This is a genomic window from Phaeacidiphilus oryzae TH49, assembly GCF_000744815.1.
GTDB lineage: Bacteria > Actinomycetota > Actinomycetes > Streptomycetales > Streptomycetaceae > Phaeacidiphilus > Phaeacidiphilus oryzae.
This window is the reverse complement of sequence record NZ_JQMQ01000005.1, coordinates 4,873,398-4,886,854: the sequence shown is the minus strand read 5'-3', so window position 1 is coordinate 4,886,854 and position 13,457 is coordinate 4,873,398. Positions and strand designations below refer to the sequence as shown.

7 protein-coding genes are annotated in these 13,457 nt (G+C 75.2%); 5 read left to right on the top strand and 2 right to left on the bottom strand.

What is annotated here, in order from left to right; translation table 11 throughout:
- Positions 1 to 80: 80 nt before the first annotated feature.
- The 5 genes from BS73_RS25345 (at position 81) to BS73_RS25330 (ending at position 8,438) form a co-directional block, all read left to right on the top strand.
- Positions 81 to 1,733: a peptide-N4-asparagine amidase gene (locus BS73_RS25345; protein ID WP_051940521.1), complete on the top strand. Its 1,653-nt coding sequence runs from the start codon at positions 81 to 83 to the stop codon at positions 1,731 to 1,733.
- A gap of 138 nt (positions 1,734 to 1,871) precedes the next feature.
- The gene (gene lanKC / locus BS73_RS25340; protein ID WP_037576260.1) at positions 1,872 to 4,598 is read left to right on the top strand and encodes a class III lanthionine synthetase LanKC; all 2,727 of its coding nucleotides are present in this window, start codon (positions 1,872 to 1,874) and stop codon (positions 4,596 to 4,598) included.
- Between the two features lie 56 nt (positions 4,599 to 4,654).
- The gene (locus BS73_RS37670) at positions 4,655 to 4,783 is read left to right on the top strand and encodes a SapB/AmfS family lanthipeptide (RefSeq protein ID WP_152617715.1); all 129 of its coding nucleotides are present in this window, start codon (positions 4,655 to 4,657) and stop codon (positions 4,781 to 4,783) included.
- A gap of 47 nt (positions 4,784 to 4,830) precedes the next feature.
- Positions 4,831 to 6,657 (top strand): ABC transporter transmembrane domain-containing protein, encoded by a 1,827-nt coding sequence (locus tag BS73_RS25335; RefSeq protein WP_235215522.1) that lies wholly within the window; start codon positions 4,831 to 4,833, stop codon positions 6,655 to 6,657.
- Positions 6,654 to 8,438, top strand: coding sequence for an ATP-binding cassette domain-containing protein (locus tag BS73_RS25330; protein WP_051940518.1), 1,785 nt, complete (start codon positions 6,654 to 6,656; stop codon positions 8,436 to 8,438). Before BS73_RS25335 ends, BS73_RS25330 begins: the two co-directional genes overlap by 4 nt.
- A gap of 33 nt (positions 8,439 to 8,471) precedes the next feature.
- On the opposite strand, the gene BS73_RS25325 is transcribed toward BS73_RS25330, so the two are convergent.
- Positions 8,472 to 9,008, bottom strand: a complete 537-nt coding sequence (locus BS73_RS25325) for a helix-turn-helix transcriptional regulator (protein WP_037576257.1) — start codon at positions 9,006 to 9,008, stop codon at positions 8,472 to 8,474.
- A 217-nt stretch (positions 9,009 to 9,225) separates the two neighbouring features.
- On the bottom strand, positions 9,226 to 13,215 hold the full coding sequence (locus tag BS73_RS25320; protein ID WP_037576249.1) for an ABC transporter ATP-binding protein: 3,990 nt from the start codon (positions 13,213 to 13,215) through the stop codon (positions 9,226 to 9,228).
- Positions 13,216 to 13,457: the final 242 nt, after the last annotated feature.

The window sequence follows — 13,457 nt, the reverse complement described above, 5'->3', positions numbered from 1 at the left end:
CGGCTCGGGCTCTTGTGCGGGTTGTGACGGGTGGGGCATGGTCCTGACACAGGTTCAGGTGAGGCGGAGGTGGCGCACCGATGCACGCGATAAGACGCTCGGCCCGATGGCTGGCCGCGACGGGCACCGCGGCCCTGCTGGTGGTGCTGGGGTGGGGCGTGGGTCCCGCCGCGGCGGCCGGCGGGATCGAGGTCGACTACCAGAACCCGGTCAGCGCGGCCCCGCCGGTCTCCCACCCGGACACCCCGCACTGCTCGGTGACGGTCATGCGGCACGACTTCGCCAACAGCTACAACTCCCCCTACACCGGCACCGTCGCGCCCCCGGCGGCCTGCCCGGGGCCGTGGAACAAGGTGGTGCTCGGCTGGTCCGGCAGCGTCCAGGGCCGCCAGTACGACCGGCTGGCCGGGGTGTGGATCGGCGGCGCCGAGGTGCTGCGCACCAGTACACCCGAGCCGGATCCGGACGGGATCAGCTGGTCCGTGGAGAAGGACGTCACCCCCTTCGCCCCGCTCCTCCACTCCGCCCAGCCGCTGGTGGTGGACCTCGGCAACATCGTCGACACCACCTACACGGGCGTCTACCACATGACGCTGACGCTCACCTACTACCAGGCCGACGCCGCCCACCCGGCGCCCAGGGCGGCCGACCAGGTGCTGCCGCTCTCCAACGGCAGCACCACGCAGGCCGGTTGGTGGTCGCTGGGCGCGGGCGGCTCGGCGAGCAGGTCGGTGGTCTTCCCGCGCAACCTCACCTCGGTCCGGATGGAGGTGTACGCCAGGGGCGGCGGCTGCGACGAGCAGTGGTTCACGGCGGTGCCGAGCGACCTGGCCGCCGAGTACCCGGACTACCTGTGCGGCGGCGGCCCGTACCGCGAGGTGCAGGTCGCGGTGGACGGCAGGCCGGCCGGTCTCGCGCAGCCGTACCCGGTGGTCTACTCGGGCGGGATCGTGCCCACCCTGTGGCGCCCGATCCCGGCGATCGACCAGTTCCTCACCCAGCCGTACGACATCGATCTGACGCCGTTCGCGGGTGAGTTGACCGACGGGAGGCCGCACACCGTCACCATCACCCCGTACGGCTCGGCGGACGAGTGGATCGTGGACGGGACCCTCTTCCTGGACACCGACCACGGCTCGGAGCAGACCACGGGGGCGCTCACCGCGGACACCCTCAACGCGGACCCGGGGGTGACCACCACCGAGACGCCGGGCTCCGGCGCGGCCTCCGGCGAGACCGACGTCCGGGTGCGGGCCGAGCGGGCCTGGCACACCTCCGGCTATCTGCTGACCTCGCACGGCCGGGTGACCACCACGGTCGCCCAGGACGCCCACTACCTGAACACCGACGCGGTCTCCTCGGCCGGCCAGCGCCAGGTGATGGCCCAGCAGGAGTACGGCTCGACGACGGTCACCGCCAACGGCCGGGCGGTGCGGGAGAGCTGGTCGTACCCGATCACCGTGGACTCGTACATCCCGCTCTACACGGACGGGAACGACTACCGGCTCCAGGCGACCGTCACCCAGGGCCGGATCCTGGACGGGCCCGACGGCTGGACCGACGACCGGCTCTCCGCGACCGGCGTGCTGGCCCGCAGCGACGGCACGGTGACCGCCGCCGACGGCTCCGGCAGCGAGCACTGGACCGGCAGCACGGACACCGGCTCCTGCTACGACCACCTGCTGACGGCCGACCACGGCTACCTCACCCAGGACCGGGTCTCCCGCTGCTGAGTCGAACAGCTGATCCGTGTTCACGCCTCTTTTCGCATCAGTGAGTTATTCACCGTTGGGTGATGACGAACGCCACTCCCCCCTCCGGCGCCCGGCTGGAAAGGTCGATCAGGCAGCCGACGGCCGGAGGGGGACCCGGTGGAGAAGCGCTACGAGGCCTACTGTCTGGCCGACCGCACCTTCTACGAGACGCCGGGGGCGCCGGGAGCCGGCCTCGGTGCCGGTTCCGGCGCTCGCACCGCCGGCGGCGACGCCGGCCTCCTCGCCGCCGCCGACCGCCCGACCCCGGACGGCTGGCGCCGCACCGCCCTCGGCGACTGGGTGCAGCTGCACCCCGAGAACGCCGAGCTGCCCGCGCAGGGCTGGAAGATCCACGTCTCGGCCACCCTGGACAACGCCGACCGGGTGCTGGAGCGGGTCTGGGAGATCTGCGTCTCCCGGCGGGTCTCGTTCAAGTTCGTGCCGACCCGGCGCCGGCTGCTGCTGCGCAACGCCAAGTACGCCCCGCGCGGCCAGAGCGGCAAGTTCGCCACCGTCTATCCGGCCGACGAGCGCGCGGCGGCGACCCTGGTGGCGGCGCTCGGCGACGCGCTGGCCGGTGAGCCCGGCCCGTACATCCTCAGCGATCTGCGCTGCGGGGCGGACCGGCCGGTCTTCGTCCGGTACGGCGGGTTCACCGAGCGGTACTGCACCGACGAGCACGGCTCGCTGGTGCCGGCGATCGAGGACGCCGGCGGCCGGCTGGTGCCGGACGTCCGCGGACCGGTGTTCGCGCTGCCGGAGTGGGTGCCGCTGCCCGGGTTCCTGCGGCCGTACGCGGCCGAGCGGGCGGCGACGACGGTGGGCGACCTGCCGTACCGGATCGACCGGGCGCTGCACTTCTCCAACGGCGGCGGGGTGTACGCGGGAACCGACCTGCGCAGCGGCCGGCAGGTGGTGCTGAAGGAGGCCCGGCCGCATGCGGGTCTCGGCGCCGACGGAGCCGACGCGGTCGCCCGGCTGCGCCGGGAGCACGCGGCGCTGAAGGCCCTGGAGGGCCTGGACGCGGCACCGGACGCGCTGGACTGGTTCGAGCTGGGCGAGCACCACTTCCTGGTCGAGGAGTTCCTCCCCGGCCGGACCCTCAACTCCTGCTACGCCGAGCGGTATCCGCTGATCAGCCGGGAGCCTTCGGCCGAGCGGCTGGCCGCGTACACCCGTTGGGCGCTGGGGGTGCAGGCCGGGGTGGAGGCGGCGGTCCGGCAGGTGCACGGGCGCGGCATCGTCTTCCACGACCTCCACATGTTCAACGTGATGGTGCGGCCGGACGACAGCGTGGCGCTGCTGGACTTCGAGGCCGCCGCGCCGCTGGACGAAGGCCGGGTGCGGGCGCTGGCCCACCCCGGCTTCCTGGCCCCGGCCGACCGCACCGGCTTCGCCGTGGACCGCTACGCGCTGGCCTGCCTGCGACTGGCCCTCTTCCTGCCGCTGACCAGCCTGATCGGGCTGGACCGTGGCAAGGCCCGGCATCTGGCCGAGCTGATCCGGCGGATGTTCCCTGACCTGGACGAGCGATGGCTGACCGAGGCGGTCGCGGAGATCGAGGGCGAGCCGGGCCCGGCATCCGGCCTCGGCTCCGCCCGGGCGCGCTCCTGGGCGCGGCGGGTGCCGGTACGCGAGGGGCTGCCCGCGTTCGGGGACTGGCCGGCCGCGCGGGACGCGATGGCCGCGGCCATCCTCGCCTCGGCCACGCCGGAGCGCGAGGACCGCCTCTTCCCTGGCGACATCGCCCAGTTCACCGAGGACGGCCGCGGACACGGCCTGGCCCACGGCGCCTGCGGGGTCCTCTACGCCCTCGCCGAGGCGGGCGCGCCCCGCTATCCGGCCGGGGAGGAATGGCTGCTGCGGGCGGCCCGGCGCGGCACCCTCGCGGACGGCACCGGCCCGACGGGCCCGCACGCCGCACAGCGCCCCGGACTGTACGACGGACTCGCCGGGGACGCCCTCGTACTGGCCAGGCTGGGCCACCCGGAGACCGCCGGCGCCCTCACCGAGGCGATCCTCGCCGAGAACTGGCTGCGCCTCCCCAGTGACCTCTACGGCGGGCTGGCCGGCATCGGCCTGCTCCTCGACCGGCTCGGCACCGACCTCCGCAGGCCCGACCTGTCCGCCGCCGCCCGGCAGGCCGCCGACACGGTGGCCGACCGGCTCGCCGCCGGGCGCCCCGTCCCGCGAGTCGGCCTGCTGCACGGCAGAACCGGCGCGGCCCTCTTCCTGATCCGGCACCACGAGGCGGCCCGGACGGTGGGGGCGGCCGAGGAGGCGTACCTGGACCTCGCGGGCGCCGCCCTCCGCGCCGAGCTGGACCGCTGCGTGAAGGGCCCCGACGGCGCCCTGGCGGTCGACGAGGGCACCCGCACCATGCCGTATCTGGGCGCGGGCAGCGTCGGCATCGGCACGGTGCTCGACGACTACCTCCGCCTCCGCCCGGGCGAGGCCGCCGAGTTCGCGGAGGCACGGGAGGCGATCGGACGTGCCGCCCGCTGCCGGTTCTACGCCCAGCCGGGGCTCTTCCGCGGGCGCGCGGGGATGATCCTCGCGCTGGCACGCGAGGCGCGGTACGCCCCGGAGGCGCGGCAGGCGATGGAGCGCCAACTCGCCGAGCTGGATTGGTACTCCCTCCCGTACGGCGGCGGACTGGCCGTCCCGGGGGACCAGATGCTCCGGCTCTCGATGGACCTCGCCACCGGCACCGCCGGCTGCCTGCTGGCCGTCGCGGCGGCGGTCGGCCCGCACCCGACCGGGCTGCCCTTCCTGCCCGCGCTCCACCCGCTGCCGCAGACCGCGGCGGCCCCAGAGCACCCGTCCCCGACCGGGGCCGGGTGACCGGACGGTCCCGTCCGACCGTTCCGGTCAACCCCATAGAAGAGAGGTTCCGCATCATGGCACTCCTCGACCTCCAGGCAATGGAACCGCCGGCCCCCGAGGGTGGCGGCGACGGGCACGGCGGCGGCAGCTCGGTGAGCCTGACGCTCTGCGACAGCTTCGCGAGCGTCCTCCTGTGCCTGTGATCCACCCCGAAACGGCACGGCCCGAGGCGGTCAACCCGCCTCGGGCCGTGCCCGGCTCGCGTGCCGGGCGCGGCCCGCGCGGCTCCCCCGCCGGCCGGCTGCTGCTGTCGGTGGTGCGGGCGAGCCGGATCCGGCTGGCCGCCCTCGCCCTGCTGGGCATGGTCTCCACCGGAAGCGCGCTGGCGCTGCCCGCCGCGCTGGGCAAGGCGCTGGACCTGGTGGTCCGGGCGCACGCGGGCGGCGCCGAGGGCGCGGGCGGCGCGGCCGGCGGGAGCGCCCGGCTCTGGCTCCTGGCCTGTGCCGCGCTGACCGCCGCCTCGATCGCCGCAGAGGCCGGCTCCGGCTATCTCTCGGGCGCGACGGACGCCCGCAACACCGCCCGGCTGCGCCGCCTGATCTTCCGTCACATCGCCTTCTGCGGACCGCGGTTGACCGACCGGATCGGCCCCGGTGACCTGGTCGGGAGGTTCACCGCCGCCACCGCCGACACGGCCGGCGCGGCCACCGGCCTGGCCGGCGCCCTGGCCGCCCTCGCCCTGCCGCTCGGCGGACTGGTCGCGCTCGGACTGCTCTCGCCGTGGCTGCTGCTGGCCTTCCTCGCCGGGGTGCCGGCGCTGGTACTGCTCCTCCGCTCCTTCACCCGGGCCACCACCGCCTGCGTCGGCGACTACCTCCGCGCCCAGGGCTCCATCGCCGCCCGGCTGGTGGAGGCGCTGGCGGGCGCCCGTACCATCGCCGCCGCCGGGACGGAGGACCGCGAGCGCTCCCGGATCCTCGGCCCGCTGCCCGAACTCGGCGTCCACGGCCACCGGATGTGGGCCGTGCAGGGCAGGGCCGCCGGGCAGGCCGCTGCCGTCGTACCGGTCCTGCAGGTCCTCGTCCTCGCCTGCGGGGGCCTGCTGCTCTCGGCCGGGCGGCTGAGCGTCGGCGAGCTGCTGGCGGCCGCCCGCTACGCCACCCTGGCGGCCGGGATCGGCTCGCTCAGCGGCTCGGCGTCCGTGCTGGCCCGGGGGCGGGCGGCGGCCGCCCGGCTGGCGGGGGCGCCGGGCCGCCCCGGGGTGACGGAGGTGCCGGCGACCGCCTGGGGAACGGAGGGACTGCCGGACGGCAAGGGCGAGTTGACCTTTCGCGGGGTCTCGGCAGGCGACGGCCTCCTCAAGGACGTGGACCTCGACTTCCCGGCCGGCGCCACCACCGCCGTGGTCGGCCCGTCCGGCTCCGGGAAGTCGCTGCTGGCCGCGCTGGCCGGGCGGCTCGCCGAACCGGAGTCCGGCGAGGTGCTCCTCGACGGTGTGCCGCTGACCGCGCTGCGCCGGGAGGAGCTGCGGACGGCGGTCGGCTACGCGTTCGCCCGGCCGGCGCTGCTGGGGGAGACCCTCGCGGACACCATCGCGCTGGGCCTGCGGGGGCCGGCCGCCGCCGAGGCCGTTCCCGAGGATGTGCCCGAAGGAGTTCCCGAGGCCGTCCGGGAGGCTGCCCGGGCGGCCAGCGCCGACGCGTTCGTCAGCCGGCTCCCCCGCGGCTACCGCACCCCGTGCGCGGAGGCCCCGCTCTCCGGCGGCGAGGCCCAACGGCTCGGCCTGGCCCGGGCGTTCGCGCAGGCCAGGCGGGGCCGGCTGCTGATCCTGGACGACGCCACATCCAGCCTGGACACCGCCACCGAGCTGGAGGTCACCCGCGCGCTGCGGGAGCGGCTGCCGACCCCGACCCGGCTGGTCGTCGCCCACCGCGCGGCCACGGCGGCCCGGGCCGACCAGGTGGTCTGGCTGGCCGGCCGGGAGGCGGGCGGCGGGATCCGCGCGGTCGGCCCGCATCGGGCACTCTGGCAGGACCCCGACTACCGGTCGCTGTTCCGGCCGCCGCAGGCCTCATGAGGGCGCGGGCGGAGGACGCCGGGCCGCCGGACACCGGGCCGCCGGACACCGGGCCGCCGCTCCTCCGGCGCGGCGCCGCCTTCCTCCGTCGGCGGCCCGGCACCCTGGGCGCCCTGCTGCTCTCCTCGCTGCTGGAGAGCGGACAGACCTTCGTCTTCGGCTACGCCGTCGCCGCCGCGCTGGACCAGGGCTTCCTGGTCGGCCGCCCGGTGACCGGGATCGGCTGGCTGGGGATCGCCGCCGCGGCCGCCGTCATCGGCGCGGGCGGCACCGCGAGCAGCTACCTCGGGCTGGCCGGCCTCACCGAGCCGCTGCGCGACGCGCTGGTGCGCCGGGTGGTGGCGGGCGCGCTGCGTTCCGCCGTCGCCGCCACCGGCCGTTCGGTGGCCACCTCGGACACGGCGGCCGTCTCCCGGCTGACCCACCAGGTCGAGCTGGCCAGGGACGGCTTCGCCGGGCTGGTCACCGTCGCCCGCTCGTTCGCCTTCACGGCGGCCGGCGCCCTCGCGGGACTGGCCACGCTCGCGCCGGTGCTGCTGCTCCTCGTCCTGCCGCCGGTGCTGGCCGGACTGGCGCTGTTCGCGGCGACGCTGCGGCCGATGGCGGCCAGGCAGCGGGAGTTCCTCCTCGCCGACGAGCGGATCGCGGCCCGCGCGGGCGAGGTGGCCGAGGGGCTGCGGGACGTCGCGGCCTCCGGCGCGGAGGAGGCCGCCTGCACCCGCGTGCTGCCCGCGGTGGACGCCGAGGCACGCGCCTCCCGTGCGCTGGCGCGCTGGAGTGCGGCCCGCGCCCTCGCCCTGGGGATCGGCGGGCGCCTGCCGATCATCCTCCTCCTGGTCTCCGCTCCATGGCTGCTGGGCCGCGGGGTGACCGTCGGCGACCTGGCCGGCGCCCTCACCTACCTCACCCAGTCCCTCCTCCCCGCCCAGCAGGCCCTCACCCACGGGCTGGGCACCACCGCCACCCGCCTCACCGTCGTCCTCCGCCGCCTCCTCGACCCAGTGGCGCCGGCGGCCCCGGAGCCGGACGGCCGGGCCGTTCCCGGCGGCTCCGCGGCGGTCGAGCTGCGGGGGGTGGGGTTCGGCTACGGAGGCGGGGCGGAGCCGGTGCTGCGCGGGGTCGACCTGGTGGTCCCCGCCGGAGGCCATCTGGCGGTGGTCGGCCCCAGCGGGATCGGCAAGTCGACGCTGGCGTCGCTGATCAGCGGGCTGCGGCAGGCCGACGAGGGCGAGGTCCGGCGGGCCGGCCCCCGGGTGCTGATCCCCCAGGAGGCCTACGTCTTCACCGGGACCCTCCGGGAGAATCTGCGCTACCTCCGCCCCGGGGGGCCGGATCCGGCCACCGAGGAGGCGGAACTGGCGGCCGCCGTCGAACTCTTCGGGCTCGCGCCGGTCGCGCGGCGGCTCGGCGGGCTGGACGCCGGCTTCGAACCGGCCGGGGCCCGGCTGTCGCTCGGGGAGCGACAGTCCGTCGCCCTCGCCCGCGCCTGGCTCTCCCCCGCCCCGCTGGCCGTACTGGACGAGGCCACCAGCGGGCTCGACCCGGCCGCCGAGGCACGTGCCGAACGCGCCTTCGCCACACGGGCGAAGAGCGCCGCCGCGGACCCGCCGGCGGCGCTGATCGTCATCGCCCACCGCCTCAGCTCGGCTCTCCGCGCGGACCGCGTGCTGCTGATGGACGGCGGAGAGCCGCTCCTCGGCACCCACGACGAGCTCCTCGCCCGCTCACCCCTCTACCGCGACCTGGTCGGCCACTGGAGGGTCGGGGAGGAGGACGCCTGACCGTCCGCTGCTCCGTCCGAAGGGGCGCCCGTCTCACAGCCAGCCCTGCTGGTGGCAGAGGCGTACCGCGTCCACCCGGTTCCGCGCGCCGATCTTGCGGGCCGCGGCCGAGAGGTAGTTGCGCACGGTGCCCAGCGCCAGATGCAGCACCTGGGCGATCTCGGCGGCGGTGGCCCCCTGGGCGGCCAGTTCCAGCACGCTCAGCTCCCTCGGGGTCAGCGGCATCCGGGTGGTCGCCGCGCGGAGAAAGCTGGGCGCGAGGGCCCCGTCGACGTAGGACTCGCCGTCCGCGACCTTTCTGATCCCCTCCAGCAGCCGCTCGGGGGTGGTGTCCTTGTCGGCGTAGCCCTGCGCGTGCGCCTGCGCGGCCTGTGCCAGCAGGCCAGGCCGACCCGCCGGCACCAGCGCCAGCAACGCGCCGGCGGTGTCCCCCAGTGCGGCCAGGTCGCGCGGCGGCACGCACTCCGCGTCCACCACGCAGACCTCGGGTCTGAGCGAGCGGGCCCGCTCCCGCGCCTCCTTCCCCGAGACCCCCCGGACGGTGAGCTCGCTGTCCTGACCCAGCACCATCGCTAAGGCCGACCTGGTCAGACACTCGTCCAACACGAGTAACACCCTGATCACTGCCGTTTCTCCCTCGGCCCCCGACGCCTCCCCATGCGTCCCCGCGGGCGAGCGCTCCGCGCCCGAACCCCCCTGTCCCTTTCTATACGTACCCCGCTCTACGACGCGGACAGGACAACGGAACCGGCCAAACGGCCCTGTGACCCGACGGCTTGACGAGGCGTCAGCCCGCCGATGTGGTCTCGGCCTCCCCGGTGAACGCCCGCCACAACCGGGCGTACGCGCCGTTTTCGGCCAGCAGGCCGTCGTGCGTCCCGCTCTCCACCACCCGGCCGTGGTCCATCACCACCACCCGGTCGGCGCGGGCCGCGGTGGACAGCCGGTGGGCGATCACCAGGGTGGTCCTGCGCCCGCCGCCGCGCTTGCGGGCCAGCCGGTCGGCGGCCCGGTTGACGGCCGCCTCGGTGGCCAGGTCCAGCGCCGCGGTGGCCTCGTCCAGCAGCAGGATGTCCGGATCCACCAGCTGGGCCCGGGCCAGGGCGATCAGCTGCCGCTGCCCGGCGGAGAGGTTGCGGCCGCGCTCGCTCACCGGGTGGAGGTAGCCGCCGGAGAGGTGGGCGATCATCTCGTGGGCGCCGACCGCCCGCGCCGCCGCCTCGACCTCGGCATCGGAGGCCTCCGGCCGGCCGTAGGCGATGGCGTCCCGGATGGTCCCGGCGAACAGATAGGTCTCCTGCGGGACGACGCCCAGCCGGTGCCGGTACTCGGTCAGGTCGAACTCGCGGACGTCCGTGCCGTCCACCCGGACCGCGCCGCCGGTCGCGTCGTAGAACCGGGCGACCAGCTTGACCAGGGTGGACTTCCCGGCGCCGGTCTCGCCGACCAGCGCCACCGTCTGCCCGGCGGGTATCCGCAGCTCGATGCCGCGCAGCGCCTCGCCCTTCGTGGACGCCGAGCCCGAGTAGGCGAAGTGCACACCGTCGAAGTGGATCTCGCCGCGCAGCCGGCCCACCGGCCTGGGGTCGGCCGGACGCGGGGTGCTGGTCGGGGTGCGCAGCAGCTCGCCTATTCGGGAGAGGCCGACGGCCGCCTGCTGGTAGCCGTCGAAGACCTGGGAGAGCTGCTGCACCGGAGAGAAGAACAGGTCGATGTACAGCAGGTAGGCGACCAGCGCGCCGGCGCTCAGCGTCCCGGCGTTCACCCGGTGCGCGCCCTCGATCAGCACCAGGGCCGCCGCCACGCTGGACAGGAACTGCACGAACGGGAAGTAGATGGCGATGTACCGCTGGGCGCGGGTGCGGGTGCGCCGGTAGTCGTCGCTGCGGGCGGCGAACCGGGCGGTGTTGCCGTCCTCGCGGAGGAAGGCCTGGACGATCCGCATCCCGGCGACGTTCTCCTGGAGGTCGGCGTTGACCACCGAGACCTTCTCCCGGGCCAGCCGGTAGGCCTGCGAGGACTTCCGGCGGAACACCAGGGTGGCGACGATCAGCAGCGGCAGCACCGCGAAGACGTAGAGCGCCATCTGGGCGTCGATCACCAGCAGGGCGACGAAGATCCCGAAGAAGGTCAGCAGCGAGACCACCGCCGTGACCACGCCGGTCTGCAGGAACGAGGTGAGGGCGTCCACGTCGGTGGTCATCCGGGTCATGATCCGGCCGGCCATCTCGCGCTCGTAGAAGTCGAGTCCGAGCCGCTGGAGGTGGGCGAAGATCTTGACCCGGAGGCCGTAGAGGATCCGCTCGCCGGTGCGCCCGGACAGCTGGGTCTCGGCGACCTCGACCCCCCAGTCGGCGAGGACGATGACCAGCGCGACCAGCGAGACCGACAGCACCCCGCCGACCGCGTGCCGGCTGACGCCGTTGTCGACGCCGCTGCGCACCAGGATCGGCAGCACCAGGGAGGCCAGCGCGTCCAGCGCGACCAGCACCAGCGCCGCCGAGAGCGGGCGCCGGAAGGGGGCGAGCACCCGGCGGAGGCTGAAGTCCTGGTCGGGCCGGGCCGCCTCGTCCAGGGGGACGTCAGGGGTGTCGGTGGCCGGCGGCAGCGCGTCCACCTTGGCCAGCAGGTCCGGGGTGGCGGGCAGGCTGTGGAGGGCCCCCGCCATCGCGCCGCCGCGGGCGGAGGCGGCGGCGGAGCTCGCGACCCGGTGCTCGGGGCCGGAGTCCGCGTACCGCGAGCGGTCCCACAGTTCGGGGGTGACCTGGTCGGGGGTGTCCCCCTCCCCCGCCGCGTCCGCCGCGTCCGCCGCCTCGGCCAACTCGGCGTCCAGTTCGGCCAGTTCGCCGAGTTCCTCGAAGCCCTCCAGCTCCTCCAGCTCTTCCAGCCGGTCGAGCTCGCGGTCCGCCGCGTCGGCGCCGCCGCCGGCCGCCAGCGTGGACGCGGCCAGCTCGGCCGCGGCCGGATCGGCGGCACGGACGTCGCCCGCCATCGCGTCCGGGTCGGTGAGGAGGGAGCGGTAGAGCGGGCAGCGGGCGTCCAGCTCCTCGTGGGTGCCGACGTCGACCAGCCGGCCGTGCTCCAGTACGGCGATCCGGTCGGCGAGTTGGAGGGTGGAGCGGCGGTGGGCGATGAGGAGGGTGGTCCGACCGCGCATCACCTCCCGCAGGGCGTCGTGGATCTCCGCCTCGACCTGGGCGTCCACCGCCGAGGTGGCGTCGTCGAGGAGGAGGATGTGCGGGTCGGAGAGGATGGCGCGGGCCAGCGCGACGCGCTGCCGCTGCCCGCCGGAGAGGGTCAGCCCCTGCTCCCCCACCACCGTGTCGTAGCCCTGCGGCAGCGCGCGGATGAACCCGTCCGCCTGCGCGGCCCTGGCCGCGGCCACCACCTCGGCCTCGGTGGCCTCCGGGCGGCCGTAGGCGATGTTGGCGCGGACCGACTCCGAGAAGAGGAAGCTGTCCTCGGGCACGATGCCGATCGCCGAGCGCAGCGAACGCAGCGTCAGCTCGCGGACGTCCCGGCCGTGGATCCGCACCGCGCCCGCGGTGACGTCGTAGAACCGGGGCACCAGCATGCCGACGGTGGACTTGCCGGAGCCGGAGGCCCCGACCAGGGCGACCGTCTCGCCGGGCGCGAGTGCGAGGTCGAGGGCGTCGAGCACGGGCCTGTCGTCCTCGCCCGACCCGTAGGAGAAGCCGACGCCCTCGAAGGAGAGCGCCGGGGTGCCGTCGCGGCGGTCGACCTCCGCCGGGTCGAGCTCGGCGGCGTCCGGGCGCTCGGTGATCACCGGGCGCTCGTCGATCAGCTGCACCACCCGCTCGACGCTGGCCCGCGCCTGCTGGCCGACGGTCAGCAGGGTGGTCAGCATCCGCACCGGGCCGGTCATCTGGGCGACGTAGGTGGAGAAGGCGACGAAGGTGCCGAGGGTGACGTCGCCGCGGACGGCCAGCCAGCCGCCGAAGGCGAGCACCGCGACCTGGCCGAGGGCGGGGATGGCCTGCATGGCCGGGGCGTAGCGGGCGCTGAGGCGGATGCTGCGCAGCCGGTTGGCGAAGAGCCTGCGGCTGACCTGCTCAAGCCGGCCCAGCTCCTGCTCCTCCTGACCGAAGCCCTTGACCACCCGCACGCCGGTGACCGCGCCGTCCACCACCCCGGCGACGGCGGCCGCCTCCTGCTGGGCGGCCCAGGTGGCCGGGAACAGCTTCTTCCGGCTGAGCTGCGCGAACCACCACAGGGCGGGGGCCATCGCCACCGCGATCAGCGTCAGCAGCGGCGACAGGAACAGCATCACGACGATGGACAGCAGAAAGGAGAGGAGGTTGCCCAGCATGATCGGGAACATGGACAGCGTGCCCATGATCATCTGGAGGTCGGAGGTCGCCCGGCCGACCACCTGACCGGTGTCCAGCCGGTCCTGCTGGGCGCCGTCCAGCCGGGTCAGCGAGGTGAAGAGGTCGCTCCGCAGGTCGTGCTGGACGTCCAGGGCCAGCTTGCCGCCGAAGTAGCGGCGGACGAAGGTCAGCGCGAAGACCACCACGGCCGCGCCGACCAGGGCCGTCGCCCAGGGGGCGAGCGGGCGGGAGTGGGTGACGATGACATCGTCGATGATCAGCCGGGGGATGAGCGGGGTGAGCGCCGTGACGGCCATCCCGACCACCGAGGCGCCGAAGGCGAGCAGCAGGTTACGGCGATACCGCCAGCAGTACCCGGCGAGCCGCCGGATCCAGCCGGGCTCCCTCGGTTCCTTGGGTTCCTTCGGCTTCTTCGACTGCGTCATCCTTCGCGACTCCCTGGGCGGCGACCGGGTGGGGGGACCGCCAGCGGCAACGCTGCGGCGACGTCCGGTGTTCCACGGTCCCATGAAGGACTGACAGGTTTCTCTCCCCGACCCCGCCTCGGGCCCGGGATGCAGCCCGCAGGGCGAATCCAGGGGCGCGGGGAACTGCGCGGCCGGCGCCGCAGGCTGCCGCACTCGGCAACGGAGATTGGATGGCAGCCCAGTCGCCGTTGCCGGGCGCG

What these genes read in the sequence shown, in the direction of transcription:
- BS73_RS37670 (WP_152617715.1), top strand. Translation starts at nt 4,655, where the DNA reads ATGGCACTCCTCGACCTCCAGGCAATGGAACCGCCGGCCCCCGAGGGT.
- BS73_RS25325 (WP_037576257.1), bottom strand. Translation starts at nt 9,008, where the DNA reads ATGGTGCTGGGTCAGGACAGCGAGCTCACCGTCCGGGGGGTCTCGGGG.
- BS73_RS25320 (WP_037576249.1), bottom strand. Translation starts at nt 13,215, where the DNA reads ATGACGCAGTCGAAGAAGCCGAAGGAACCCAAGGAACCGAGGGAGCCC.
- BS73_RS25330 (WP_051940518.1), top strand. Translation starts at nt 6,654, where the DNA reads ATGAGGGCGCGGGCGGAGGACGCCGGGCCGCCGGACACCGGGCCGCCG.
- BS73_RS25345 (WP_051940521.1), top strand. Translation starts at nt 81, where the DNA reads ATGCACGCGATAAGACGCTCGGCCCGATGGCTGGCCGCGACGGGCACC.